This is a genomic window from Levilactobacillus paucivorans (genome assembly GCF_001437125.1).
GTDB classification, from domain to species: domain Bacteria; phylum Bacillota; class Bacilli; order Lactobacillales; family Lactobacillaceae; genus Levilactobacillus; species Levilactobacillus paucivorans.
On record NZ_JQCA01000020.1, the window covers coordinates 14063 to 39829 of the forward strand.

The following is a 25767-nucleotide window of genomic DNA, read 5'->3' on the forward strand; positions in this document are numbered from 1 at the left end:
CATGGCATTTGAAATTCAGCCACGACAGAGTTTAATTGTTTATACGTATAGTTTAAAACAAACGCGTCAATTAAAGCGTTACGGCACCGTGATGTATGTCTCCAAAAAGATGCGCTACGTTGTGCTGTATGTCAACCAGGACCAAGTGGCAGCTTTAACCGATCAACTTAGTCACTTGCGTTTTGTCAAACGGGTGGTGGCCTCTCACCGACCAGAAATTAGTGAAACGTTTAATGGCGTTGCCGAAGAAGTGGCAACGTCTGAAGCAAAGGATGATGACCAATGAGAATCGTAGCAGGTGAATTTGGTGGCCGACGATTGAAGGCCGTTCCCGGGATGGCGACACGTCCCACCACAGATAAGGTCAAGGAAGCCTTGTTCAATATTATTGGACCGTACTTTGATGGTGGCCGGAGTTTGGATCTGTTTGCCGGCTCCGGTGGCTTGAGTATCGAAGGTGTCTCTCGCGGTATCGATGAGGCCGTGTTGATTGACCGCCAGTATGCGGCAATCCAAACCATTCGTGACAATGTTGAGGTAACTAAGGCTCCGGAAAAGTTTGATATTATCAAGCGGGATGCTAATCGGGCCCTGAAGGAATTGGCCACGCGGGGTGATCAATTTAATCTGGTTTACTTTGATCCGCCTTATGCCCAACAGAAGATTGTGGAACAGATGGGGACATTGCGGGAGTTGAATCTGTTGAAGCCCCATGCGCGGATCGTCTGTGAAACTGATCAAAAAGCGAAATTGCCGGAGGATGTTCCTGGCTATGATTTTGTTGAACGTCGAGACTACGGCATTACCGAACTGACAATCTATGCCTTAGGAAGTGAAGCCTAATGACGACTGCTGTTTTTCCCGGGAGCTTTGATCCGTTGACCAATGGTCACTTGGATCTGATCACTCGGGCTAGCAAGATTTTTGACCACGTGATCGTTGCGGTCGGGCAAAACACCGCCAAGCGTGGGGTGTTTACACCGGCTGAACGGGTGGCCTTTATCACGACGAGTACGCAAGACTTAGATAATGTTAGCGTCCAAATCGAGAGTGGGCTAACCGTGGATTTCTTGCGGGGTAATCATGCCACGGTCTTGATTCGCGGTCTGCGAAACAGCACGGATTTTGAATTCGAACAGGGGATTGCGGGCATGAACCGTTCCCTGGCACCAGAGATTGAAACGGTCTTTTTGAATGCGGATCCGCAATACCAGTTTGTCTCGTCTAGTCTCTTAAAGGAGGTTGCCCAATTTGGCGGTGACCTGTCTGCCTTAGTGCCACCAGCCGTTGCGCAGGGGCTACGAGACCGATTGGAGCGTGACTGAGCATGTTCAGACTAACGCGTAAACAATGGCGTCAGGTAATTTTGACTGCAGCCATTGCGATTCTGGTGCTAGCGTTCTTCTTCCTGCCACTTCCGAAATATATTGAGGGACCCGGCGAAGCGGATGATCTCAAGACGTTCGTGAAGATGCCTGGCCATCCCGATAAGAATAAGGGAAAGTATATGATTACCGCCGTGGCGGTGGCCCAGGCGCGGCCAGTGTCTTATCTCTATGCTAAATTTAATCCGTATTACAGTATTGAAGACGTTGCCGACGTGACTGGGGGGCAAGACAATGCTACCTACGATCGTGTCCAGGATTTCTATATGCAAAGTGCGATTAATGAGTCGATTTATACGGCTTATCGGGCGGCGAAGAAACCCGTGACGCGCCAGTATTTGGGGATCTATGTTCTCAGCATCGCCAAGAATTCCCCATTTGCAGGGAAGATCAAGGTTGGGGATACGGTAACCAAGGTTAATGGCCGCCACTTTGATTCGATGACGGGCTATCAACATTATATTCAGAAACAAAAGGTGGGCCAGCGGGCGACGATTACCTATGAACGGAAGGGCAAGTCACATGAAGCGACCGCTAAGCTGATGGCATTGCCGACCAAAAAGGCCGGCATTGGCATCACTCTGACGGATAACGTTAAGGTGAAACCCAATCCCAAGGTGACGGTTGATCCCGGGAACATCGGTGGACCATCCGGTGGCCTTATGTTTAGTTTGCAGATCTATACCCAATTGATGGGGCAGAACTTGCGTCACGGCCAAAACATTGCGGGGACCGGAACTATCGATGCCGACGGCAATGTCGGTGAAATCGGTGGGATTGATAAGAAAATTGTGACGGCCAAGCGAGCCGGGGCAACAGTCTTCTTTGCACCGTACGTCAAGCCGTCTAAGCTGCTTTTGAAGTATGAGGAAAAGCACATGACGAACTATCAATTGGCGAAGGCAACTGCCAAGAAATACGCACCGAATATGAAAGTGGTGCCAGTTCAAACCTTTGATGACGCGCTGAAATATCTTAAAACGCATCAGTAGGATTTATGAAGTTTCACTCGACATGAGTGGAACTTTTTTTGTGATAAAGAAATTCTCTGCCTCTTTTTACGGAATTAACCGGTAAAGGGGGCAGAGAGATGGAACAACTGATGATGTGGTGGCAGGAACTGAGTCTGCGGACCCGGATGGTAATGGCTGGGTGCTTGGCTGTGATGGTGCTGCTACTGGTCGGCTGGGGGTTATTACACCGGTCTCCGGTGGCGGCTTTACCCGCGAAGATTCCACCGGCAACGCAGGCCATGAGTGCGTCTGGAAGTCATAAGGTGGCCACGGAAACGGGCAGTCAGGCGTCCAGTAGTCATGACACTCGGGTCTTTGTGGATGTCCAAGGGGCGGTTCGTAAGCCTGGACTATATCAGTTTGGGCCGGAGATGCGCGTGGCCGATGCCATTCAAACGGCCGGAGGGCTGGCGCCACGGGCCGATCGCCAACAGATTAATCTGGCCACTCGTCTGACTGATCAGCAGAAACTCTATATTCCGTTGAAAGGGGAGAAGGTCCCACAAGTGGCGACTAGCGGGACATCTGCGGGTGGCACTTCGGACAGCCAAGGGAGCGGTGGTCCCACAACAGTTGTGAACCTCAATACGGCAACCGTGGCGGATTTACAACGGTTAACGGGCATTGGTGAAAAGAAGGCCCAGAAGATTGTGGCCTATCGCGAGGAGCATGGGTCCTTTAAATCGGTAAAGGATCTGGCCCAAGTTCCCGGGTTTGGTGACAAGACGGTCGCCAACCTGCAGGACCAATTGACGACGTGATATACTGAATCAGACAAAATGAGAAAGAGGGATTTCTGATGGCAAATGAACGAATTTCTTGGGACGATTATTTCATGTTGCAGGCTTTGGTGATTTCGACTCGCAGTACCTGTAATCGGTTGTCGGTAGGGGCAACCATTGTGCGAGATAAGCGGCTGATCGCGGCCGGATATAACGGTTCAGTTTCTGGCGACAGCCACTGTCTCGACGTGGGATGTAAGCTGGCAGACGGCCACTGTGTGCGAACCATTCATGCCGAAATGAACGCCATCTTGCAGTGTGCTAAATTCGGTGAGGCCACCGATGGGGCGGAGATTTATGTGACGGATTTTCCTTGCCTCCAGTGTACGAAGATGTTGCTTCAGGCCGGAATTAAAAAAATTACGTATATGCGAAATTACCATAATAGTGACTATGCGCGAGAGCTCATCGCGATGAAACATGTCGATTTAAACCAAGTGACGGTTGATCCAGCCTTGTTGAGTCAGTTGGTTGATCAACACCCCACAGAATAGCGGTGGGCGGTCGTTGGCTGTTTGTGGCCTTACCATTGGCCGCATTGAGTGTCGCGTTGAGTGGGCATCCGTGGGCGGGGTTGGCTTTGGTGGTTGTCGCCTGGGGTCGGGTATTAACCTTACGATCGGCTCGAATCGTGGTGATAACGGGTCTGGTTTTCGTCGTCATTGGCGGTGTGTGGTGGGGCCGTCAACGACAGTTAGCTGGAAGACTGGTGTCGGCTTTTACGGAAAGCCCAGCGAGTCTGACCGTTCGCTTCCAACCGGATGCGCTCAGTATTCGCGGTGCCACCTATTCCTTTGTGGGACGAGCCGCGGCTACTGGTGAACGTTTGATTCTTCACGGGCGAATTGGTTCTGCTGAGGAACTTCACCGTCTGCAAACGGTCGATCATGCCCAGTCGTGGCATATTCAAGGGACCCAATCCGGGATTTTGCCAGCAACCAACTTTAATCAGTTCGATGGCGCAACCTATTGGTCGCGGCGAGGTATTGTGAAGCAGGTGCGGATTGCCCAAGTGACGCCGCTGATGGCCACGACGGGACCCTTAACGTGGTGGTCAGACTGGTGGCATGGTTTGCGAGCCCGCCTGATTCGGGCCTGCCAACGGTTACCGGGGGCGCTCAAGGTGTATGCTCTAGGCCTACTTCCAGGCTATCGGGCGTTAGAAGCTACGCAGGAGCTTGAGGGAATGCAACGGTTGGGACTACTGCATTTATTCTCGATCTCCGGGCTGCACGTGTCACTCGTTTTACTCGTGGTGGAGTGGCTGTGTGTTCATTGTCGCCTCCCCAGAAATCTCTGGGAACGGGGGATGATTATCGGTCTTCCCGGTTACTTTATCTTGGCTGGCGGTGGCGGCAGTATTTTGCGGGCTAGCCTCATGCGTGGCCTGCAGTTGTCAGGCCGACAGTTGGGTTTACGGGTCACTGGACTGGATGCCTGGTCTCTGACCCTGATAGCGGCTTTGATGGGTAACGCGGGCCTGTTATTTGAGCTGGGGAGTCAGCTGAGCTTCGGCTTGTCACTGGTCTTGATTCTGTTGGAACAAGAGTCGTTTGCTTGGCGACAGGTCGGTCTGGCCCTGGTCAGTCTGCCGAGCTTACTGAATGGCTTGTTTCAATGGCACCTACTGACGCTGTTAGCGAACTGGCTCGTGGTCCCTTTGTTTCCAGTCTTGTTACTACCATTGACAGTCGTTGGCACGGCCATTTTCCCATGGGTACCCGAGGTCAGTCGCGGATGTGCGACGTTATTAGGATGGTTCGACCAGACGATGACTTGGCTGGGGACGTTACCTGGCAATCTCGTCTTTGGTAAACCCTGGTGGTGGGTCTGCTGGTTATGGATTTGGCTAGCGGTGGGTGTATTCAGCCGACCTGTTGGCCAGCGGCGAAAGTTGCTGCGATTGTTGGCGATGAGTTATGGCCTGATGTATGGGGCCATTCATTTCCCCTGGCACGGTGAGGTGACCTACTTTGATGTTGGTCAAGGGGATAGTATCTTAATTCGCGAGCGCTTTAACCGGCACGTTTCGCTGATTGATACCGGTGGTCATCTGGGTTTTCAACAACCCCATTGGGTTCCGAAAATTCCGGTAACTTATGCTGCCGATAGAACCAGCGTGACTTATCTGCGGAGCCACGGGGTGACAACGATCGATGACCTCTATCTGACACACCACGATGCCGATCACATAGGGGACTTACCAGCCATTCTCAAGGCCTTTCGCGTCAAACGGGTGTTGGTACCGGCGGGGATGGAAAAAGAACCGGCATGGCAACATTTGTTGGCAAATCGGCAGGCCACGACAGCGTTAATGCCCATCAAGACGACGAGTGATTTACCCTTAACCGTCCGACATCCTTTCGAGGCGGATCCGGCCGAAAATGCTAATTCGTTGGCCTTACAGGGGCAGTACGGTGGTTTGAATTTCCTCTTTATGGGGGATCTTGACCAGGCCGGCGAACAAAAAATGTTAGAAGTCGATCCGCATTTAAGAACGGACGTGTTAAAATTAGGACATCACGGGAGCAAGACGGCGAGTGGCGTCGCGTTCCTAAATCAAGTCAGGCCACGCTGGGGGATTATCTCGGCGGGTCGTCATAATCGCTATGGCCACCCTAATCCGGAGACCCTGGCACGGTTGAGAGCCGACCAGATACCGGCAGTGAGCACGCAGACGAGTGGGATGATTCGCTACGTCTTTGCGGGACAACACGGGGAATGGCAGACTAAATTAAAAGGGGACTAAGGTTTTGACGATTAATGAACTCTTAAATAAATTACATACAGGGAAAGACCTCGCACCCGTTTATTTGGTCCTAGGCCAGGGGGACTACTTGCAACGCCGGCTGAAGCGAGCCTTTCGGGCGGTTGTTCCGGCTGAAGAGCAGGCCATGAATTTTGCCAGCTACGACATGGATACGGTACCACTGGCCGTGGCCTTAGACGATGCCATGGCGGCCCCGTTCTTTGGTGAACGTCGCGTGGTTTGTATCGACAGTCCCGCCTTTTTAACGGGGGAGACGAAGAAACAGAAGGTGGAACACGATCTGGATAGCTTACAAACTTATCTCTCATCACCGATGGAGAGCACCGTGCTGGTTTTCTTCGCACCCTATGACAAGTTGGATGGCCGTAAGAAAGTCTCAAAACTCTTGAAAAAAGTGGCAGTGACTGCTGATATTGGGCATTTCACCGAAAGAGATGTCCAGAAGTTCGTGACGGATCAGGTCAAACAAGACGGCTACACGATTGAACCACAAGCGTTACAAGAACTGATTCAACGGACGGATGCCGATTTAACCCTGATGATGGGTGAGTTGCCTAAGTTGGAGCTGTTCACGGTACCTGATAAGACCATCAGCATTGATGCGGTGAATGGTTTGGTGACACAGACACTCACACAGAACGTCTTTGACCTGGTTAATAAGGTTTTAGCGAAGGATACGGCGGGGGCGGTCACGTTATACCGCGAGTTGATTCTGGCTAAGGAAGAACCGCTAAAGATCAATGCCATCTTGCAAGGACAATTTCGACTGCTGATTCAATCGAAGGTCTTGGCCAAACAGGGATACAGCCAAGGAAAGCTGGCGAGTCTGTTGAAGGTACATCCTTATCGAATCAAGCTAGCCTTGCAAAGTCAGCGGCGTTTCCAACTAACCGATCTCAATCAGGCCTACCTGGGGTTGTTTCGGGTCGAACAACAGATGAAGTCCACGACAGAAGAACCAGAACTGCTATTTTCACTATTTATGACGCAATTTGCCAATCAACGTCCCGCTTAGCGGACACAAAAAAGGGGGTCGACCAAAAGGTCGACCCCCTGATTGCATCATCTAATCAGGTTGATTAATTGATTACTTGGCAAGGCGTGCAGCCATCCGTGACTTGTCACGGGAAGCCTTGTTACGCTTGATCAAACCCTTTGAAGCGGCATGGTCAACAGCAGCACTTGCTTGACGGTATAAGTCTTCAACGTTGTCGGCACCGGCCGTCTTGGCCTGTTCGAAACGCTTTACGGCAGTCCGCATTGCGCTCATTTGAGCGGCGTTACGTTCGTTGGCCTTGACGTTGGTCTTGGCACGTTCGATTGCTGATTTAATAATTGGCATGAAAATTTCACCTCCGAATGAGAAATCCTGTACCGGAAATCTTAATTTCAACGTATGTAATTATACAGAATCCACTGACTGATTGCAATAGGTTGTGTCGATAAATGTAAAGTAATTTTACTTGATAGGCATTGCGCGGAAAAGACTTGCTATTTAGCCGACAATTAAGTATGATAGATAACTGTGCTAAGCACAAACCCTTAACTTAGTTGATTCGCCGGCCACCGACGGTTTACTCAGTTTTGGGCACTTATTTTGAAGGGTGGTACATTTACCATGGCTATTAGTCAAGCAAAGAAAAACGAAATTATCAAGCAATACGCACGTCACGAAGGCGACACTGGTTCTACTGAAGTTCAAGTTGCCGTTTTAACCGCTGATATCAACGAAATCAACGTGCACATGAAGAATCACCGTAAGGATTACCATTCCCAACGTGGTTTGATGAAGAAGATTGGTCACCGTCGTAACTTAATCAGTTACTTACGTAAGACCGATGTTCAACGTTACCGTGAATTAATCAAGAGCTTGGGCTTACGTCGTTAATTCGACGCGCCTTCGAGGTTCGTTTCCCATTACCGGGAAACGAACCTTTTTTGATCAGGTTTGGCGACATAGTTCTGTAATTGCACAAAGTATGGTAAACTGAAAGAAGTTTAATCATGGACGAATCTGGGCTAAACGGCCCATATGAAAATAGTAATTGCGAGTTAATCGTAAATAAATTAGATAATAGTAGAGAAACTTACTTGAGGTGAACTTATGAGTGCAAAGATCAAGATTATGCCGTTCGGCGGTGTCCGCGAGAACGGGAAGAACATGTATGCCGTCGATGTTAACGGTAGTATTTATATTTTAGATTGTGGGTTGAAGTACCCTGAAAATGAGCTATTAGGAATTGACGTGGTGATTCCTGATTGGAATTACCTGCGTGAAAACAAGGATCGCATCGTGGCGGTCTTCCTAACTCACGGCCATGCCGATGCCATCGGGGCGTTACCTTACTTCCTGACTGAATTCAATGTGCCGGTCTTCGGTTCTGAAATGACCGTGGCTTTGGCCAAGATTGACGTCGCAACGGAACCTAAGCTTAAGGACTACGATGATTTCCACGTGGTTGACGAAAAGACTGAAATCGATTTCGGTGACGTAGTCGTTTCCTTCTTCTCAACGACGCATTCAATTCCTGAATCCATGGGGATTGTGTTGAAGACCGATGAAGGCCAGATTGTCTATACCGGGGACTTCAAGTTTGACCAGACGGCTAAGCCAGGCTACCAGACCGATTACGCGCGTTTAGGGGCCATTGGTCAGGCGGGGGTCTTAGCCCTGCTGAGTGACTCCGCTAATGCGGAAAATCCAGCTATGAACGCGTCCGAACAGACCATTGCGGAAGACATTGAAGAAACCTTTAACTATCGTGAGGGTCGGATTGTGGTAGCCTGTGTGGCTTCCAACATTCTCCGGATTCAACAAGTCTTCGATGCCGCAGCTAAGACTGGACGTAAGGTTTGCTTGACCGGTCAAGACTTGGAAAAGATTGTCCACACGGCCATGAAGCTGGGCAAGTTGTCCTTTGATAATGACCTGCTAGTAACGCCAGAACAATTGGACAGCTTGAAGCCTGACGAAACAGTTGTGCTCCAAACGGGTAAGATGGGTGAACCTATCAAGGCCATCCAACGTATGGCAAACAAGCAAGAAAAGACGTTCAACATTCAGGAGGGTGATCTGGTCTACATCACCACGACGCCTTCTCACGCTATGGACACCACGGTTGCTCAGACTCGTGACATGATTTATCGTGCCGGGGGCGAGGTTAAGGCCATTTCCGATGACTTGAATTCCTCTGGCCACGCTTACAAGCGCGACCTACAACTCATGTTGAACTTAATGAAGCCTAAGTACTTGGTGCCTATTCAAGGGGAATACCGGTTACTGAATGCCCATGCCAACGCGGCCATGGAACTGGGAATTCCCGCTGAACACATCTTTATCCTGGCCAAGGGTGATGTGTTAACTTACAGCAACGGTAAGATTGGTCTAGGCGAAGGTATCGATGTCAGTGACACCATGATCGATGGGATCGGTGTTGGTGATATTGGGAATATCGTCCTACGTGACCGGAAAGTTCTGGCCGATGATGGGATCTTCATCGCGGTCGTGACAATTGATCGTAAGAAGAAACAGATTGTGGCAGAACCTAAGATTACCTCACGTGGCTTTGTCTACGTTAAGGCCAACAAGGACTTAATGCAGGAAAGTGCTGAGATTATCAGCAAGGCCGTTCAAAACAACTTGGACAACAAGGAGTTTGATTGGGGCCACCTGAAACAAGATGTGCGGGAACACCTGAGTCACTATCTCTTTGAACAGACACATCGTCGTCCGGTAATCTTGCCGGTTATCATGGAAGTGAACCAGCACCATCGACGGAGTGGCAGCAAGGAAAAGACGGGAGCTAAGCCTAAGCAACAGCCAACGGCTAAAAAGGCTAAGGCAGCTGTAAAGCCCGATCCTGCGACGAAGGCGCAGAAGCCAAATCATAAGGCGCATCGCAATCGGAAACGCCGGCGGGCAGCTAAACCAGCTGAAACCACGGATAACAAGTAAATAAATGACGGACCGAGACCGCTAAGGCGTCGGTCCGTTTTGGATCACCACAAAAAATAATTGGGGAGGAAACTGAGATGGGAGAGTTTGCTAGTCCAGCAGCCAGAGAGCAGGCCCTAAAGGCGGCTAGAGCAGCTGCTAAAACACAGCAGTGGTCGGTAGCGGCGAGTCAGTTTGAAGCCGTCTACGCCGAAGAACAGACACCAGAACTGAACCGTGAGCTGGTCACCAGTCTTTACCACAATGAGCAATTTCTGATGGCAGAACAGTACGCCGCGGAAATGGACACGGCCTATCTGTCGTCACAAACGGATTTTGATTTGCGATTGGCCGTGGCTCTAAAGAATCGACAATTTATCTTCGCACGTGAGTTTTGTGCGCTACCGGCCGCCACAAAATGGCGGGACCAGGGATTGGCACAGGTTACCCAGGCAGAGGACGCTTCACGAGCCACATTGGCCACGACACAACGGTTGCTGGCGAAGCAGTTTACCCATTTAGGGGATGTCTCTTTTGGTGAGCAACGGCAACGGCTAGAACAGGCCCGTCAATTACCACTCAAAGAATTTATGCAGGGCGTTCAGTATTTGTTGGTTGATCCTTTTCTCCATCCGCTGATGCGAGCCACGCTACTCGAAGAGCTTTTGCGCTTGCGGGTCCAGGCCACGGTTAAGTTGCAGTGGTTGGATGATCAGCTGTACACGATCGACACTGCAGACCTGCAACCGGTGAACGCTAGTCGGGCTGCTGCGGGAATTCGATCGTATTTTCAGGAAGATCTCGGTCAACGGGACCCGATGACGGCGGCCAACGCCCAACAGACGGTGACTTTGCAACTCATGATGCTGTATCCGTTTATTGATAAGGTTGTGACCCAACCCGCGAGCTGGGCCCGGCTGGTCGCGGGGGAGGATCTATTACCAGAGGTCACGGCAGAAGAAAAAGCTGACATGATCGCTTGGCAGCAGCGCCTTAACCGCTTTATGGCTGAACTATTTGGACCACTTAACGGTGAAAATACTGAAAAACCGTAAATTCACGCAGATTTTAGTTTACAAATAATTCTGCAGCATATATACTAGTCAAGGATTCTTTTTTGGGAGGGTTCCAGCTTTCCCTTTCTGAAAAGAAGTAGTATAATTTTACGCAAAGGGTGATTGATTTTCGAGAGAGAGTCAAGCATTCTTAGCGATAAAATACAGGAGGGTTTCATTAATGGCTGAAAAAGAACATTATGAAAGAACTAAACCCCATGTAAATATTGGTACTATTGGCCATATTGACCATGGGAAAACGACGTTAACTGCTGCAATCACTAAGGTACTTGCTAGCAAAGGTTTAGCAAAGGCCGAAGATTACGCTGATATCGATGCAGCTCCAGAAGAACGTGAACGTGGTATCACGATCAACACTGCTCACGTTGAATATGAAACTGAAAAGCGTCACTATGCGCATATCGATGCCCCAGGACACGCTGACTACATCAAGAACATGATTACCGGTGCTGCCCAAATGGACGGTGCTATCTTGGTTGTTGCCGCAACTGATGGTCCTATGCCACAAACGCGTGAACACATTTTGCTTGCCCGCCAAGTGGGTGTTGACTACATCGTTGTCTTCTTAAACAAGACTGACCTTGTTGACGATGACGAATTGGTTGACTTAGTTGAAATGGAAGTTCGTGAGTTACTTTCAGAATACGATTACCCTGGTGACGATATTCCAGTTATCCGCGGTTCTGCTTTGAAGGCACTCGAAGGCGACGAAGAACAAGAAAAGGTTATCCTTCACTTGATGGATGTTGTTGATGATTACATCCCAACTCCAGAACGTGAAAACGACAAGCCATTCTTGATGCCAGTTGAAGACGTCTTCACGATCACTGGTCGTGGGACTGTTGCTTCTGGTCGTATCGACCGTGGGATGGTTAAGGTTGGTGACGAAGTTGAAATCGTTGGTTTACATGACGACGTATTGAAGACGACTGTTACCGGTCTTGAAATGTTCCGTAAGACGTTGGACCTTGGTGAAGCCGGGGATAACGTTGGTGCCTTGCTCCGTGGTGTTAACCGGGACCAAGTTGTGCGTGGACAAGTTTTGGCAAAGCCAGGCTCGATCCAAACCCACAAGAAGTTCAAGGGTGAAGTCTACATCTTGAGCAAAGAAGAAGGTGGCCGTCATACGCCATTCTTCTCAAACTACCGTCCACAATTCTACTTCCACACCACTGATATCACTGGTGTTATTGAATTGCCTGATGGCGTTGAAATGGTTATGCCTGGTGATAACGTGACGTTCACTGTTGAACTGATCCAACCAGCTGCCATTGAAAAGGGTACTAAGTTCACTGTCCGTGAAGGTGGCCACACTGTTGGTGCCGGTACTGTTACGGAAATTGACGACTAATTTTAATTAGTTCTATCCTAAAAAAGGTTGAAAAGTCTAACTTTTCAGCCTTTTTTGCTGTCCTGGGAATTTTTAGTGGACTGAGCGTAATCGTTTTCAACTTAAATAGCCGTCTAAACTAGTTTTCACGAGACGCCAGCCGGGATTTGCGGTAAAATGTTAAAGGAACGCCCGTCATTTGCGGGCTTTCGACAAAAACCATTTTACAATTTGGGTAGCATAAGGTACACTTATACAGTATGCAATTGATAGAATTGTAAATAGTAATATCTTCATTTCGGAGGGGAAATAATGGCTGCAAAGTTTGAAAAAAAGGGCACTAATCAAGGCGAACTAACCTTTGAAATTGCTCCTGATAAGATTAACGAAGGCTTGGACAAAGCTTTCCAACGGACTAAGAAGACTTTATCCGTTCCTGGTTTCCGTAAGGGCCGGGTTCCACGTCAGATCTTTAACCAAATGTATGGTGAAGAAGCCCTCTACCAAGACGCTTTAAACATCGTCTTGCCAGAAGCTTATGACGAAGCTATCAAGGAAGTTAACATCGAACCAGTTGACCAACCACAAATCGATGTTCAATCGATGCAAAAGGGCCAAACTTGGGTTTTGAAGGCCGTTGTTACGGTTAAGCCAGATGTTAAGTTGGGTGAATACAAGGGCTTGAGCGTTACGAAGCAAAACACCCGTGTTTACCAAAAAGACATCGATGCTGAAATCGAAAAGCAACGTCAACAACAAGCTGAATTAGTACTGAAGGAAGACGAAGCCGCTGCTAAGGGCGACACTGTTGTGATTGACTTCGACGGTTACGTTGATGGCAAGCAATTTGATGGTGGTAAGGCTGACAACTACTCCCTGGAATTAGGTTCTAACTCCTTCATCCCTGGTTTCGAAGACCAATTAGTTGGTCACAAGGCTGGCGAAGATGTTGATGTTAAGGTCACCTTCCCTAAGGATTACCAAGCCGAAGACTTACGTGACAAGGAAGCCACTTTCAAGGTTACCATCCACGAAGTTAAGGAAAAGCAATTACCAGAATTAGATGACGAATTCGCTAAGGACGTTGACGAAGATGTTGACAGTCTTGAAGAACTCCAAGCTAAGACTAAGGATCAACTGAAGGAACAAAAGACTTCAGCTGCTCACAACGCTATTGAAGACGAAGCCATCAGCGAAGCTGTTGACAACGCCGAAATTGCTGACGTCCCAGAAGCTATGCTGAAGGATGACGTTAACCGTCAAATGGACCAATACCTTGCCAACATGCAACAACAAGGTATCGAACCTAAGATGTACTTCCAGTTAACTGGAACCACTGAAGATGACTTGCGTAAGCAATTCACTGACGGTGCTGAAAAGCGGGTTAAGACCAACTTGGTTCTTGAAGCCGTCGTTGAAGCTGAAAAGATCGAACCTTCAGAAGACGAAGTTGCTGCTGAAGTTAAGGACTTGGCTAGCCAATACGGTATGGAAGAAAGTGCCGTTCGTAACGCCCTTTCTGACGACATGTTGAAGCATGACATTGCCATCAAGAGTGCCGTTGACTTGATTGCCGACTCTGCTAAGCAAGACAAGAAGAAAGACGACGACAAGGACTAATTAAGTCTGTAAGTATACGTCTTAACCGGGATGACAGTCATTGTTGTCCCGGTTTTTGTCTCTAATGGCCGAAGACCGGGTCGCCTGAGGCGAATTGATTTTCTATCATCGAAAACTGTGGTATAGTACCCAAATGATAGGAATTCTGGTTAGTTCATCAGGTTTACTGACCAAGGTGGGCAAAACTGATTTAGGCTTAAGCCTGGAGAGAAAGGGTGAGTTGATTGTTTGAAAACACCGAAACAGAAGGCCCAGTGACCTGCTCGTTTTGTGGTAAGTCACAGGATCAAGTCAAGAAGATCGTTGCGGGCCCAGGTGTTTACATCTGTAACGAATGTATTGACCTTTGCAAAGAAATCATTGACGAAGAATTTAGCCAAGATGCAGCGGATACGAATCTCGAAGTTCCAACGCCAGCTGACATTGTCAACACGCTCGACCAATATGTTATCGGTCAGAACGAAGCCAAGCGGACCCTTTCCGTAGCGGTTTATAATCATTACAAGCGGGTTAACGAAATGGCTCAGGCCGAAGACGACGGTCCCGAATTGCAAAAGAGTAATATTGCGGTTATCGGACCCACTGGTTCTGGGAAGACTTACCTGGCACAAAGCCTGGCAAAGATCTTAAACGTGCCATTCGCCATTGCTGACGCTACGACGTTAACCGAAGCTGGTTACGTGGGTGAAGACGTCGAAAACATCCTGCTGAAGCTCCTCCAAAGTGCCGATTACGACGTGGAACGGGCCGAAAAGGGCATCATCTACATTGATGAAATTGATAAGATTGCTAAAAAGTCGGAAAATGTTTCCATTACACGAGATGTTTCCGGTGAAGGGGTTCAACAAGCGCTCCTGAAGATCTTGGAAGGGACCATTGCCAACGTGCCACCTCAGGGCGGCCGTAAGCACCCACAACAAGAATTCATTCAAATCGATACGACCAACATTCTCTTCATCGTTGGTGGGGCATTTGATGGCATTGACGGCATCGTTAAGCGTCGTTTGGGTGACCAGACGATTGGTTTTGGTGCCGACAGTAAGGAACAGACGGTCTTGGCCTCAGGCGATAGCCTGATGCAGCACGTCATTCCAGAAGACCTCCTGCAATTCGGGTTAATTCCTGAATTCATCGGTCGTCTGCCAATTTTGACCGCGCTCGAAAAGCTCGATGAAAATGACTTGGTTCGCATCTTAACGGAACCTAAGAATGCCTTAGTTAAGCAGTACGAAAAGTTACTGTCACTCGATGGTGTTCAACTAGAGTTCCAACCGGCAGCCTTACGTGAGATGGCGAAGTTGGCCATTGCCCGTAATACTGGGGCTCGTGGTTTACGGTCAATCATCGAAGATGTCATGCGTGACATCATGTTTGATTTGCCAAGTCGTGATGACGTTGCCAAGGTGGTTATTACCGCCAAGACGGTGACGGATCATGCCGAACCAGAGATTGAATTAAAGGATCAAAAGGCGTCATAAGGTTATAAGCCACGTCATGTGGTGAAAGCGATCAGTCCCGCGGGCTGGTCGCTTTTTTTATGGTGTCAAGGAAGCCGCGTCATGGCCGCGTTTAAGCCAAATAGGGCTGTGCTTGTTGCCAGAAACTTTCCCAGTCACATGACGTTCTGTGTTAGAATGATGAAAGATATTTGGAGAGGATGACAGTAACCAATGGAAGTCAATCACGTAGAATTAGTCATGAGTGCGGTTGATCCCGCCCAGTATCCCACAACGGGGTACCCTGAGATTGCGTTTGTCGGTCGGTCAAACGTGGGGAAATCGTCATTGACCAATGTGTTGATCAATCGACGCTCGTACGCTCGGACGTCGAGCCAACCGGGGAAGACCCAGACCCTGAATTTTTATAACGTCGAGGACCAGTTGTATTTCGTCGACGTCCCCGGGTACGGTTACGCGAAGGTTTCAAAGGCCGCCCGTGAAAAGTGGGGCCACATGATCGAGACTTATTTGACGCAGCGTGATCAATTACGCGGCGTCGTCTCGCTCGTTGATGCACGTCACGAACCAACAGAAGCCGACGTTCAGATGTATCAGTGGTTGGCCTACTATGGTCTCCCAACGCTGATCGTAGCCACCAAGAGCGACAAGATCGTCCGTGGCAAATGGAACCAAACGGTAAGCCAGATTAAGAAGTCTCTGAACTTGCCAAACACCGATAATATTGTCATGTTCTCCGCACCAAAGAAGATTGGCCAAGATACCATTTGGCAATGGATCGAAGAACAAGCCTTTGGGGAGGACGATTAAGTATGGAATTTAACGATTATCAAAAAGCAGCTAACCGGACGTTGTACGGCAACGAACAGGTCTTGACAAACTGTGCCTTAGGGCTCGCTGGTGAGACGGGCCAAGTGGTCGACCTCGTGAAGAATTATACCTTTCACGGCCAAGACTTAGATCACGATGCCATTGTGAAAGAAATGGGCGATGTGCTCTGGTACCTGAGCCAGATCGCACAATGGTCCGACATTGACTTTGACGAAGTCGCGCAAGCTAACATCAAGCGGCTGAATGCCCGTTACCCACACGGCTATCAACCGAATCGGTAAATAAAAAGGACCCACGGGTTAAAATCCCGTGAGTCCTTTAACTTACCTAGTCCTGGTGATGTTCCCGTTCGTACTTGGATTTATCGTTCTTGATTAAACCTTTAGCCCGCTTGTTATCCTTGTGGGCATCCTGGCGTTTCAGAAACTTATCCCGCTTAACATCGGTGGGATCCATTTGTGCAAACTTACCGAACATGGAGTCCAGGTCATCTTGGCGCTTGACTTTCAGGGCCAATCCAGCCACCTCCTTGTCTTCTTTAGCAGTATCATAGCAGAAACCAGGCGGCTTGTCATTTATTGTGCGGACGGTGAGGGTGGATTACTTGCACCAAACACGTATTCGGCTTATACTTTATAAGCTAAATTCTAGAAAATGGGGAGGTTGGGCCGTTGGCATCGGAATATTTGGAACATAAATTAGCGTTATTACCAGGACTACCTGGTTGCTATCTAATGAAGAATATCAATAGCCAGATCATCTATGTGGGTAAGGCGAAGAACCTAAAGAACCGGGTTCGCTCGTACTTTAAGAGCAGTCATACCGGGAAAACCGCGCAGTTGGTCAGTGAGATCGTGGATTTTGAAACGATTATCACCTCGACCGACAAGGAAGCCTTCCTCCTAGAAATTACGCTGATTCAGAAGCATCAACCTTACTTCAACATCAAGTTGAAGCGAGGGACGGGGTACCCCTACATCAAGATTACCAATGAACGTGATCCCCAATTACTATTAGTGAATGATATTAAAAAGGACGGGGCCTACTACTTTGGACCGTACCCCAATGTTTATGCGGCCGAGGAAACGATTCACTTTTTACAAAAGGTTTACCCGCTCCGCCGGTGTACCGGTTATCAGGGCCGGCCGTGTCTGTATTATCATATGGGCCAGTGTCTGGGAGCCTGCTTCAAGGAAGTGCCCGAGGAAGAATACGAGGGTCAGGTTAAGAAGATTAAGTCCTTCTTGAATGGCAACGTGGGACACGCCGAGAAGGAACTAAACGACCGGATGACGACCGCCGCTGCCGATATGGAATACGAACGGGCTGCCGATTTGCGGGACCAGATTCGTTACATTGAAGCCACGGTTGAAAAACAAAAAATTATTTCCAATGACAGCACGCCGCGCGACATCTTTAACTTTTATCTCGATAAGGGTTGGTTGTCAATCCAGGTCTTCTTCATTCGTCAAGCGCGGTTGATGAAACGTGAGAAGCGCCTCTTCCCCGTGGTTAGCACGGCGGAGGAAGAAATTGCCAGCTTCATCGTCCAGTTCTATCAGCGCAAGAATACGGTTCTGCCGCGTGAGATTCTGGTGCCGGCCTCGATTGACAAGGAAGTCATCGAATCCATGCTCCAGGTTCCCGTTAGAACACCGCAACGCGGGACTAAACGGGACTTGCTGGAGATGGCCGGGAAGAACGCCAAACTGGTCTTAGAAGAGAAGTTTCGGCTGTTAGAGCTCGACGAGGGTAAGACGACCGGGGCCATGAAGGAAATCACGGATGCCCTGGGCATTGCCCCCGGGCATCGGATCGAGGCTTTTGACCACTCCCACATTCAGGGGGCCGATTTGGTTTCCGCGATGGTGGTGTTCGTCGATGGCCAACCGAACAAGAAACTTTACCGAAAGTATAAGCTTCGAACCGTGGACCATGCGGATGAAACGGCCAGCACCCTTGAGGTCGTTCGCCGGCGTTATGGACGTCTGCTCAAGGAACATGGAACGATGCCGGATCTCATCCTAATGGATGGGGGCGACATTCAGATGAATGCTGTTAAGGAAGTTCTCGAGGATGAGTTCGACCTGCACATTCCGGTTGCGGGGATGGTTAAGAATGACCACCATAAGACGGCGGACTTGCTGTTTGGGCCAGACGACCATCACATTCATCTGGATCCCAAGAGTCAAGGCTTCTATCTGGTACAGCGGATTCAAGACGAGGTTCACCGGTTTGCCATTACGTTCCACCGGCAGGTTCACAGCAAGCACTCGCTGAGTTCACGGTTGGACCGCATTCCCGGCGTCGGGCCGAAGACGCGAAATAAATTACTCCGAAAGTTTGGTTCCATGAAGAAGATTGGCACGGCGAGTGTCGATGATTTACGGGCCCTGGGCATCAGTGAAACGGTGGCCCAGACCATCCGGCTGACCCTTCAGGCGGATACGGCCGAAATTAAAAGTCCCCGCACACCAACTCAGCTTTGACGGAATGGTGGTTTGCCGGTATACTGGCTAGCAGGAGACGACGAAAAGCAGCGTTGGCTGGTTTAGAAAACGAGGAAAACAAATATGTTTGTAGATCAAGTAAAAATTAGTGTAAAAGCCGGTAAGGGTGGCGACGGTATGGTCGCCTTCCGCCGGGAAAAATTTGTGCCCAATGGGGGACCAGCCGGCGGTGATGGCGGACGCGGTGGCAACATCGTGTTCAAAGTTGACGAAGGCCTGCGGACCCTGATGGATTTCCGTTACCAACGGAAGTTCAAGGCGAAGAACGGTGGCAACGGGGCGATTAAGTCCATGACCGGCCGTGGCGCCGAGGACACCATTATCAGTGTGCCGCAAGGAACCACGATCATGAATGATGAGACCGGTGCCGTGATGGGTGACCTGGTTGCCAGTGATGATTCGGTTATCATCGCGCATGGTGGTCGGGGTGGCCGGGGCAATATCCACTTTGCCTCGCCTAAGAATCCGGCCCCAGAAATTGCCGAAAACGGTGAACCTGGCCAAGAGTTTGACATTCGTTTGGAATTAAAGGTGTTGGCCGATGTGGGGTTAGTTGGGTTCCCATCCGTTGGGAAGTCGACGTTATTGTCCACGGTTACCAGTGCCAAGCCGAAGATTGCCGAGTACCACTTTACCACGTTGGTTCCCAACTTGGGGATGGTTCGGTTACCCGATGGCCGTGACTTTGTGATGGCCGATTTACCAGGTCTGATTGAAGGAGCTGCCAAGGGTGTCGGTTTAGGCTTCCAGTTCCTTCGTCACGTTGAACGGACGCGGGTGATCCTGCATCTGATCGACATGAGTGGCTTGGAGGGACGTAACCCTTACGATGACTTTGAGAAGATTAATGAAGAATTAAAGGCGTATGATCCAGATATCTTGAAACGACCACAAATTGTCGTGGCAAATAAGATGGATATGCCCGATTCCGAAGATAACTTGGCACAGTTCAAGGAAGATTTGGCGCAAGACAAGCTGTTGGCGAATAAGCCTGAAATCTATGCGGTTTCGGCGCTGACGCACAAGGGCTTAACGCCACTTCTCCAACGGACAGCGGACATTTTGGCGGAAACGCCGAAGTTCCCAGTCAAGCAGGAAGAAACGGTCAAGACGGCCGAATACGACTTCCAGCCAGAACCAGAATTTAAGATTACCCAAGATGCCGATGGTACTTGGATCTTGAGTGGGGCCAAGTTGGAGAAACTCTTCCAGATGACCGATATCAATCACGACGAAAGTCTCCTACGCTTTGCTCGGCAAATGCGGGGGATGGGTGTCGATGACAGTCTGCGTGAACATGGTGCCAAGAATGGTGACAGTGTTCAAATCGACGACTTTGTCTTTGAATACATGGCTTAATTTAGCCGCGAAAAAGGCCTCAGGAATTTTGATCCTGAGGTCTTTCTTTGTGGGCAATTTTAGAGAGCCACCTTGAGCCAGCCGGTTGGGGCAATGACTTGCTTCTGGTCGACGTAGGCCCCGTTAAAGGCGATCTTCACCGACTTGAAGGTTGGCTTTTGTTTTTCACTAGCTAACCCGGTGGCGAAGGTATCGAGCTTGCTACCGGCCGGAATCGTCTTGCCGGCACTGGCATCGCTAAGTTGCGCCATGGCGGTTAACCGTTGGGTCTTGGTCAACCGAATGGCTTTGATGCCATCGGTGGTCACGGCCTGTTTTCCCCGGTTAGAAATGGTAAACTTAACTTGGAGTGTGTAATAGGGACTCTTAATGTTGGGAACATCGAGGGCGTCCGCTGCCATTTGCTTCGCGGCGGCGGTCTTAGCGGTGTTCTTAATGATCCGAATCGTGGTGATGCGGTAGGTCAGCTTGCCGGACTTAATGGTCGTTTGGGGATGCTTAACTTGACGAAGGTTGAGTTCCGTGCCGACCTTGTCAAAGGTATACTGGCCGGTTGACTTGAGGTTACCAGACTTGACGTAGTTCGGGCTCTTGGTCTGACTGGCCGAGGGATGGTAAGTGGCAACCTTCTTGGATCCAGAGGAGGACACGGCCGCATCCGGTTTAGGGGCGCTGTACTTTTTACTAGAAGCACTGGAGTTCTTGAAACTTGCGGTGCTCTTCTGATCTGCCGACTGGCAAGCGGTCAATCCTAGTGTGAGGACTGCTAGACCGACGAGCAGTGGTAATTTGACGTGACGCATAAGTGAAAACTCCTTTCAACCAAACAAGATTTGATGGGGCACCAGCCGATACCCATAGAGACGCGTGGGTGGGGTGGCCTGCACGAAGAGACCAACGTTTGGGGCGACCTGCTGGGTTCGAGTTCGAAACTGATCCAGGGTCAGCGGCCGACCCGTTCCCGTAATTAGGAAGAGGCTGTGGTCACGCGTTTGCAGATTGCAGACGGGGAGGTTCCGATCGGCCTGTTCCCAGTAGAGTGTTAATGCGGGATGCAAGTCGATGGTGGAAAGGTTAAAATCGTTGAGTCGCATCGGGAGAGCCTCCTTGTCCAAAACTTACCTCGATTATACCGAATTTAAGCACAGAACCCTAGCAAAAATAGTCGTTAGTCGCCGTGACGAGGTATTGAGAGTTGCGGTTTGGGTGAAAATCCCCTAAAATAGTGGACGGACTTTAATTATAGATAGGAACGAAAAAAATATGGAAATTCAATTTTTAGGAACGGGCGCCGGGTCGCCAGGTAAGTTCCGGAATGTCACGAGTACGGCATTGCGGTTACTCGATGAACGTAACTCGGTGTGGCTGTTCGACGTGGGAGAAGCCACGCAGCATCAGATCTTACGGACGACACTGAAGCCGCGCAAGATCGATAAGATTTTTATCACGCATTTGCATGGCGACCATATTTTCGGCCTGCCAGGACTCCTGAGTAGCCGGTCGTTCCAGGGCGGCGATGGCCCATTGACCATTTACGGCCCCAGGGGGATTCGACAGTACGTCGAGACCAGCCTGCGGGTTTCTGAGACCAAGCTGTCTTACAAGATTCACTACCAAGAACTCACGACTGATGGGTTGGTTTTTGAAGACTCCAAGTTTCGGGTATCCGCACGGCGGTTGGATCACAAGATTCTTTGTTTCGGCTATCGGGTCGAAGAAAAGGACCACGCCGGTGAACTTAACGTGGAGAAATTACGGGCCGATCAGATTCCAGCGGGGCCAGTGTATGGTCAAATGAAGTCGGGTGAGACCGTGACCTTACCGGATGGCCGGACCATCAATGGTCAGGACTATCTGGGGCCAAGCCAACCAGGGCGAATCGTGGCATTGCTAGGTGATACGCGTCAGACACCTAACGCCGCCAAATTGGCTGAGAATGCCGATGTCTTGGTTCACGAGAGTACGTTTGCCAAGGGGGAGAGTAAGCTCGCCCGGGCCTACTACCATTCGACGAATATCCAGGCGGCAGAATTGGCTAAACGGACGCACGTCAAGATGCTTCTGTTAAACCATATCTCCGCGCGTTATACCGGAAAGATGGCGTTGGAACTCCAGAGTCAGGCCCGTGACGTGTTCCATAACACGCGGGTCGTCAAGGACTTTGACGAGATCAATGTGCCATTTCAGAAGGTGGCACCAGAAGGGACGCACTCATGAAAAATCAATGGCGAATCGTCGTTAGTCTCTTATTAGTCATTATTGTGGCGGTCTTTGCCCTCCTCAATCGGGGCAGTGTGCCCGTTTCCTTCGGGTTTGCCACGGTTCGTTGGCCCCTCATCTTGCTCCTGTTGGTGTCCATCTTAATTGGTGCCGTCCTGATGATTTTATTCTCAACCATCTCGTCGGTTCAGAAGAAGCGGGCTTACAAGGAGCTCGAACAGAGCACGACCGAGAAGATTACCAAGTTGCAGGCGGAAAACGCCCAACTTAACAAACGGATTCAAAACTCACAGAGCAAACAAGCTTCTGGCCAACAGGCCAAAGAAATTAAGGCGCTTCAGACCGAGATTACCGATTTGAAGGCTCAGTTAGCAGCTAAATAAGGACAGGTAGGAAGAAGAGTGGTGCCAGTGACACCGCTCTTTAACCATTTAGAAAGGATGATTTGCTGGTGATTCCTGCACAATACCAATGGCAGATTAAGAACGTGGATCAACCGTCGGCCGAAGCCCAAGAGCTGGCCGCGGCGGAGAAAATTTCACCGATTGTGGCACAGATTCTTTGGAACCGGGGGTATCAGACCACGGAAACCGCGCACGCCTTCCTGAACCCGGGTCCAGAACAGCTGCATGATCCCTTTGCGTTGCATGATATGCAACGGGGGATCGATCGGATTGAGGACGCGATTGGCGCCGACCAGCAGATCACCATTTATGGGGATTACGATGCTGATGGGGTCACGAGTACCTCGATCCTGTATGAAACCTTGAACGAAATGGGTGCAAAGGTTAACTACTATATTCCAAATCGGTTCAAGGATGGCTATGGTCCTAACGTTGACGCCTTCAAACGGCTGATTGCGGCTGGGACGGAGTTGTTCGTTACCGTCGATAATGGGGTAGCGGGTAACGATGCTATCGCGGCGGCTAAGGCGGCTGGGGTGGACGTGGTGGTTACCGACCATCATGAGTTACCAGAGACGTTACCGGAAGCCTATGCCATCATTCATCCCCGCTATCCGGGAGCCGAATATCCCTTTGGGGGACTGTCCGGTGCCGGGGTGGCGTTCAAGGTTGCTCAGGCTTTGCGTGAAGAGATTCCGCAAGATCTCTTGGACTTAGCGGCCATCGGCACGGTTGCGGACTTGGTCCCACTGGTGGATGAGAATCGCGTGCTGGTACACTTTGGCCTACAACTCTTGAAACAAGACGAGCGGCCAGGTTTGCAGGCCTTGATGAAGACGGCCGGGTTGAAGCCAGACGAGTTGACCGAGCAATCGATCGGGTTTGGCCTCGCACCCCGGCTCAATGCCTTAGGGCGCTTGGAGGACGCGGCACCCGCCGTTGAATTCTTGACGACCCTAGACGAGACCCAGGCCAGTCAATTGGCCCAACAGACTGAATCGCAAAACCACAAGCGCCAGGAATTGGTTCGCCAGATTAGTTCAGAGGCTTTAGCCCAGGCGACCGATGAGGCCCATCAGAATCGACCAACGCTGATCATCAGTGGTCACGGTTGGCACGAAGGGGTGCTGGGGATCGTGGCCAGCAAGGTCGTCGAGACGACCGGTAAGCCTGCCTTAGTTCTAAACGTGGCCGATGATGGCCATGCCAAGGGCTCGGGTCGAAGCGTCGCGGCATTCAACTTATTTACGGCCTTAGATGGCCATAGAGACCTGATGACAGCTTTTGGTGGTCATCACATGGCTGTGGGTTTAACGGTCCCAGCGGACAAGCTAGAGGCCTTAGCCGACGCATTAGATGTTGAGGCTCAGAATCAGAAGTTGACCGAGAGTGGTCCAAGTGAGGTAGCTGTTGCCGCCAGCTTGGATGTCGCCACGGTCACGCCGGATCTGTACCGTGAACTGGCCCAATTGGCGCCATTTGGGACGGATAACCAGCAGCCACTGTTTGCCTTTGAGTCGGCGACATTGACCCAGATCAAGGCAATTGGTAAGGATCATACACACCTGAAGTTCCAATTACAGGAAGGTCAGCACCAGCTGAATGCCATCCAGTTTGGGGCCGGTAACGAGGTTGCGGCATTGACTGCGGCGCCAGACCAAGCCGATGTGCTGGGGGCTATCGAGGATAACGTTTGGCAAGGCCGTCATTCATTGCAGTTGATGGTCAAAGATCTTCGGCTGGCCGAGAAACCCGGTGATGATGAACAAGTTGGGATTAATACCCAAGCTGATGGCAATGAACAACCTGTCATCGACGAACGAACGACCCGGTTACACCAGGCCATGTTTAAGGACGCAGGCGTCTACCTGTTCTTCCATCGGGGGATTTATGACCAATTGTTAAGTCAACTCCCGAAGGATTCGACAGCGGTATTGTATGACGGTTCCGTTCAGTCGACCTTACCTCCAGAATCCCGGGTGTTTGTGGTGGATTGTCCGGATGCCACGGCTGATTTGGAGACGGTTTTGGGGCAACTCAAACCGGCGACAGTGACGGCTTATCTCTATAAGAAAGAAAGTCTTTCACAATTAGGGATGCCAACTCGCCCGCAATATGCTAAACTATTTAAGTTCATTGCGATGCACCAGCAAGTCGATGTGGGGCACCAGCTGTCTCAGCTCGTCTCGTTCTTGGAGATTCCACGGACGCAATTAGTCTTTATGATTCAGGTTTTCTTTGAATGTGGGTTCATCACGATTGATCATGGGATCATGAATGGGGTCCCTCAGCCGGAATCAAAGGATCTCTCAACCGCACCGAGCTACCAGCTACGTCTGCAGCAGATTCAGACAGAGAAAGATCTTCTCGCCTGTTCGACTGCGGCACTGACGACGCGTCTTCACGCCCCATTGATATAAAATAAAGGAGCTACTTACACTTATGGCAACTGATTTTACGAAATATATCGCAACGGTTCCCGACTACCCTGAAAAGGGTGTCATGTTCCGGGACATTTCCCCGCTGATGGCGGACGGTGAGGCCTTTCATGCGGCAACGGATGAAATCGTCGCTTACGCCCAAAACAAGGGTGTCGAAATGGTCGTTGGTCCGGAGGCCCGTGGGTTCATCGTGGGCTGTCCTGTAGCCTACCAAATGGGCATTGGATTCGCACCAGCGCGTAAGGAAGGTAAATTACCCCGGCCAACCGTTAAGGCGTCTTACGACCTCGAATATGGCACCTCAGCCCTTTACCTGCACAAGGACGCCATCAAGCCAGGCCAAAAGGTTTTGGTAACTGACGACTTGCTGGCAACCGGTGGGACGATCGGGGCAACCATTCAATTGGTTGAAGACCTCGGTGGGATCGTCGTGGGTACGGCCTTCTTGATTGAATTGAAGGACCTGCATGGTCGCGACAAGCTGAAGGGCTACGATGTCTTTAGCTTGATGACTTACTAATTTAATTTTTGATGATATGAATGGAGACACCTCTGGCTGATTGGCTGGGGGTGTCTTTTTAGCAGCTTGGTATTGCAGTCGCTTGAAATTATTCGACGACGAATAAAGTGTATAC

26 protein-coding genes are annotated in these 25767 nt (G+C 50.1%); 22 read left to right on the forward strand and 4 right to left on the reverse strand.

Annotation, left to right across the window (positions count from 1 at the left end):
* The first annotated feature begins 1 nt into the window (after nucleotide 1).
* The 8 genes from IV54_RS00950 to holA all read left to right on the forward strand — a co-directional run bounded on the left by IV54_RS00950 (nucleotide 2) and on the right by holA (nucleotide 6965).
* A complete protein-coding gene (locus tag IV54_RS00950; protein WP_057877525.1) occupies nucleotides 2-286 on the forward strand; it encodes a YlbG family protein in 285 nt (94 codons plus the stop codon).
* The gene (rsmD, locus tag IV54_RS00955) at nucleotides 283-843 is read left to right on the forward strand and encodes a 16S rRNA (guanine(966)-N(2))-methyltransferase RsmD (RefSeq protein WP_057877526.1); all 561 of its coding nucleotides are present in this window, start codon (nucleotides 283-285) and stop codon (nucleotides 841-843) included. The genes IV54_RS00950 and rsmD overlap by 4 nt, the downstream gene beginning before the upstream one ends.
* Entirely contained in the window at nucleotides 843-1325 is a 483-nt protein-coding gene (coaD, locus tag IV54_RS00960) for a pantetheine-phosphate adenylyltransferase (RefSeq protein WP_057877527.1), read from the forward strand. Before rsmD ends, coaD begins: the two co-directional genes overlap by 1 nt.
* Before the next feature lie 2 nt (nucleotides 1326-1327).
* Nucleotides 1328-2377, forward strand: a complete 1050-nt coding sequence (locus tag IV54_RS00965; RefSeq protein WP_057877528.1) for a SepM family pheromone-processing serine protease — start codon at nucleotides 1328-1330, stop codon at nucleotides 2375-2377.
* A gap of 98 nt (nucleotides 2378-2475) precedes the next feature.
* Entirely contained in the window at nucleotides 2476-3159 is a 684-nt protein-coding gene (locus IV54_RS00970) for a ComEA family DNA-binding protein (RefSeq protein ID WP_057877529.1), read from the forward strand.
* Between the two features lie 38 nt (nucleotides 3160-3197).
* The gene (locus tag IV54_RS00975; protein ID WP_057877530.1) at nucleotides 3198-3674 is read left to right on the forward strand and encodes a ComE operon protein 2; all 477 of its coding nucleotides are present in this window, start codon (nucleotides 3198-3200) and stop codon (nucleotides 3672-3674) included.
* Nucleotides 3675-3676: 2 nt separating this feature from the next.
* The gene (locus IV54_RS00980; protein ID WP_057877531.1) at nucleotides 3677-5929 is read left to right on the forward strand and encodes a DNA internalization-related competence protein ComEC/Rec2; all 2253 of its coding nucleotides are present in this window, start codon (nucleotides 3677-3679) and stop codon (nucleotides 5927-5929) included.
* Nucleotides 5930-5933: 4 nt separating this feature from the next.
* A complete protein-coding gene (holA, locus tag IV54_RS00985) occupies nucleotides 5934-6965 on the forward strand; it encodes a DNA polymerase III subunit delta (RefSeq protein WP_057877532.1) in 1032 nt (343 codons plus the stop codon).
* A 72-nt stretch (nucleotides 6966-7037) separates the two neighbouring features.
* Here the strand turns inward: holA and rpsT are convergent, their stop codons facing one another.
* Nucleotides 7038-7292 (reverse strand): 30S ribosomal protein S20, encoded by a 255-nt coding sequence (rpsT, locus tag IV54_RS00990; protein ID WP_057877533.1) that lies wholly within the window; start codon nucleotides 7290-7292, stop codon nucleotides 7038-7040.
* 276 nt (nucleotides 7293-7568) lie between these two features.
* Between rpsT and rpsO the strand changes: the two genes are divergently transcribed.
* The 8 genes from rpsO to IV54_RS01030 all read left to right on the forward strand — a co-directional run bounded on the left by rpsO (nucleotide 7569) and on the right by IV54_RS01030 (nucleotide 16479).
* The gene (gene rpsO, locus IV54_RS00995) at nucleotides 7569-7838 is read left to right on the forward strand and encodes a 30S ribosomal protein S15 (protein ID WP_057877534.1); all 270 of its coding nucleotides are present in this window, start codon (nucleotides 7569-7571) and stop codon (nucleotides 7836-7838) included.
* Between the two features lie 216 nt (nucleotides 7839-8054).
* On the forward strand, nucleotides 8055-9905 hold the full coding sequence (locus tag IV54_RS01000) for a ribonuclease J (RefSeq protein ID WP_057877535.1): 1851 nt from the start codon (nucleotides 8055-8057) through the stop codon (nucleotides 9903-9905).
* Between the two features lie 77 nt (nucleotides 9906-9982).
* Nucleotides 9983-10939 carry a hypothetical protein gene (locus IV54_RS01005; RefSeq protein WP_057877536.1) on the forward strand — a complete coding sequence of 319 codons (957 nt, stop codon included), beginning with the start codon at nucleotides 9983-9985 and terminating at the stop codon, nucleotides 10937-10939.
* A gap of 181 nt (nucleotides 10940-11120) precedes the next feature.
* A complete protein-coding gene (tuf, locus tag IV54_RS01010; protein ID WP_057877537.1) occupies nucleotides 11121-12311 on the forward strand; it encodes an elongation factor Tu in 1191 nt (396 codons plus the stop codon).
* A 291-nt stretch (nucleotides 12312-12602) separates the two neighbouring features.
* On the forward strand, nucleotides 12603-13910 hold the full coding sequence (gene tig, locus IV54_RS01015; RefSeq protein WP_057877538.1) for a trigger factor: 1308 nt from the start codon (nucleotides 12603-12605) through the stop codon (nucleotides 13908-13910).
* Between the two features lie 224 nt (nucleotides 13911-14134).
* Nucleotides 14135-15388 carry an ATP-dependent Clp protease ATP-binding subunit ClpX gene (gene clpX / locus IV54_RS01020; RefSeq protein WP_057877539.1) on the forward strand — a complete coding sequence of 418 codons (1254 nt, stop codon included), beginning with the start codon at nucleotides 14135-14137 and terminating at the stop codon, nucleotides 15386-15388.
* A gap of 192 nt (nucleotides 15389-15580) precedes the next feature.
* Entirely contained in the window at nucleotides 15581-16177 is a 597-nt protein-coding gene (gene yihA, locus IV54_RS01025) for a ribosome biogenesis GTP-binding protein YihA/YsxC (protein WP_057877540.1), read from the forward strand.
* A 2-nt stretch (nucleotides 16178-16179) separates the two neighbouring features.
* Nucleotides 16180-16479 (forward strand): nucleoside triphosphate pyrophosphohydrolase family protein, encoded by a 300-nt coding sequence (locus IV54_RS01030; protein WP_057877541.1) that lies wholly within the window; start codon nucleotides 16180-16182, stop codon nucleotides 16477-16479.
* Nucleotides 16480-16525: 46 nt separating this feature from the next.
* On the opposite strand, the gene IV54_RS01035 is transcribed toward IV54_RS01030, so the two are convergent.
* Nucleotides 16526-16714 (reverse strand): SPJ_0845 family protein, encoded by a 189-nt coding sequence (locus IV54_RS01035; protein WP_057877542.1) that lies wholly within the window; start codon nucleotides 16712-16714, stop codon nucleotides 16526-16528.
* A 155-nt stretch (nucleotides 16715-16869) separates the two neighbouring features.
* Between IV54_RS01035 and uvrC the strand changes: the two genes are divergently transcribed.
* Both uvrC and obgE read left to right on the forward strand, forming a co-directional pair.
* Nucleotides 16870-18687: an excinuclease ABC subunit UvrC gene (uvrC, locus tag IV54_RS01040; protein WP_057877543.1), complete on the forward strand. Its 1818-nt coding sequence runs from the start codon at nucleotides 16870-16872 to the stop codon at nucleotides 18685-18687.
* A gap of 84 nt (nucleotides 18688-18771) precedes the next feature.
* Complete coding sequence (gene obgE / locus IV54_RS01045; RefSeq protein ID WP_057877544.1) at nucleotides 18772-20067, forward strand: GTPase ObgE; 1296 nt, start codon at nucleotides 18772-18774, stop codon at nucleotides 20065-20067.
* 59 nt (nucleotides 20068-20126) lie between these two features.
* Here the strand turns inward: obgE and IV54_RS01050 are convergent, their stop codons facing one another.
* A complete protein-coding gene (locus IV54_RS01050) occupies nucleotides 20127-20870 on the reverse strand; it encodes a hypothetical protein (protein WP_057877545.1) in 744 nt (247 codons plus the stop codon).
* Nucleotides 20871-20885: 15 nt separating this feature from the next.
* Nucleotides 20886-21161 carry a hypothetical protein gene (locus IV54_RS01055; RefSeq protein ID WP_057877546.1) on the reverse strand — a complete coding sequence of 92 codons (276 nt, stop codon included), beginning with the start codon at nucleotides 21159-21161 and terminating at the stop codon, nucleotides 20886-20888.
* 169 nt (nucleotides 21162-21330) lie between these two features.
* Between IV54_RS01055 and rnz the strand changes: the two genes are divergently transcribed.
* From rnz to IV54_RS01075, 4 genes are all read left to right on the forward strand, one after another.
* A complete protein-coding gene (gene rnz, locus IV54_RS01060) occupies nucleotides 21331-22284 on the forward strand; it encodes a ribonuclease Z (RefSeq protein ID WP_057877547.1) in 954 nt (317 codons plus the stop codon).
* Nucleotides 22281-22670, forward strand: a complete 390-nt coding sequence (locus tag IV54_RS01065) for a lipopolysaccharide assembly protein LapA domain-containing protein (protein ID WP_057877548.1) — start codon at nucleotides 22281-22283, stop codon at nucleotides 22668-22670. Before rnz ends, IV54_RS01065 begins: the two co-directional genes overlap by 4 nt.
* Nucleotides 22671-22738: 68 nt before the next feature.
* Complete coding sequence (gene recJ / locus IV54_RS01070) at nucleotides 22739-25111, forward strand: single-stranded-DNA-specific exonuclease RecJ (RefSeq protein WP_057877549.1); 2373 nt, start codon at nucleotides 22739-22741, stop codon at nucleotides 25109-25111.
* Nucleotides 25112-25133: 22 nt separating this feature from the next.
* Entirely contained in the window at nucleotides 25134-25652 is a 519-nt protein-coding gene (locus tag IV54_RS01075) for an adenine phosphoribosyltransferase (protein ID WP_057877550.1), read from the forward strand.
* Nucleotides 25653-25767: the final 115 nt, after the last annotated feature.

Excerpts from the sequence above, each read along its gene's own strand:
- IV54_RS00950 (WP_057877525.1), top strand. The coding sequence starts at position 2 with ATGGCATTTGAAATTCAGCCACGACAGAGTTTAATTGTTTATACGTAT.
- rsmD (WP_057877526.1), top strand. The coding sequence starts at position 283 with ATGAGAATCGTAGCAGGTGAATTTGGTGGCCGACGATTGAAGGCCGTT.
- coaD (WP_057877527.1), top strand. The coding sequence starts at position 843 with ATGACGACTGCTGTTTTTCCCGGGAGCTTTGATCCGTTGACCAATGGT.
- IV54_RS00965 (WP_057877528.1), top strand. The coding sequence starts at position 1,328 with ATGTTCAGACTAACGCGTAAACAATGGCGTCAGGTAATTTTGACTGCA.
- IV54_RS00970 (WP_057877529.1), top strand. The coding sequence starts at position 2,476 with ATGGAACAACTGATGATGTGGTGGCAGGAACTGAGTCTGCGGACCCGG.
- IV54_RS00975 (WP_057877530.1), top strand. The coding sequence starts at position 3,198 with ATGGCAAATGAACGAATTTCTTGGGACGATTATTTCATGTTGCAGGCT.
- rpsT (WP_057877533.1), bottom strand. The coding sequence starts at position 7,292 with ATGCCAATTATTAAATCAGCAATCGAACGTGCCAAGACCAACGTCAAG.
- rpsO (WP_057877534.1), top strand. The coding sequence starts at position 7,569 with ATGGCTATTAGTCAAGCAAAGAAAAACGAAATTATCAAGCAATACGCA.
- IV54_RS01000 (WP_057877535.1), top strand. The coding sequence starts at position 8,055 with ATGAGTGCAAAGATCAAGATTATGCCGTTCGGCGGTGTCCGCGAGAAC.
- IV54_RS01005 (WP_057877536.1), top strand. The coding sequence starts at position 9,983 with ATGGGAGAGTTTGCTAGTCCAGCAGCCAGAGAGCAGGCCCTAAAGGCG.
- tuf (WP_057877537.1), top strand. The coding sequence starts at position 11,121 with ATGGCTGAAAAAGAACATTATGAAAGAACTAAACCCCATGTAAATATT.
- tig (WP_057877538.1), top strand. The coding sequence starts at position 12,603 with ATGGCTGCAAAGTTTGAAAAAAAGGGCACTAATCAAGGCGAACTAACC.
- yihA (WP_057877540.1), top strand. The coding sequence starts at position 15,581 with ATGGAAGTCAATCACGTAGAATTAGTCATGAGTGCGGTTGATCCCGCC.
- IV54_RS01030 (WP_057877541.1), top strand. The coding sequence starts at position 16,180 with ATGGAATTTAACGATTATCAAAAAGCAGCTAACCGGACGTTGTACGGC.
- obgE (WP_057877544.1), top strand. The coding sequence starts at position 18,772 with ATGTTTGTAGATCAAGTAAAAATTAGTGTAAAAGCCGGTAAGGGTGGC.
- IV54_RS01050 (WP_057877545.1), bottom strand. The coding sequence starts at position 20,870 with ATGCGTCACGTCAAATTACCACTGCTCGTCGGTCTAGCAGTCCTCACA.
- IV54_RS01055 (WP_057877546.1), bottom strand. The coding sequence starts at position 21,161 with ATGCGACTCAACGATTTTAACCTTTCCACCATCGACTTGCATCCCGCA.
- rnz (WP_057877547.1), top strand. The coding sequence starts at position 21,331 with ATGGAAATTCAATTTTTAGGAACGGGCGCCGGGTCGCCAGGTAAGTTC.
- IV54_RS01065 (WP_057877548.1), top strand. The coding sequence starts at position 22,281 with ATGAAAAATCAATGGCGAATCGTCGTTAGTCTCTTATTAGTCATTATT.
- IV54_RS01075 (WP_057877550.1), top strand. The coding sequence starts at position 25,134 with ATGGCAACTGATTTTACGAAATATATCGCAACGGTTCCCGACTACCCT.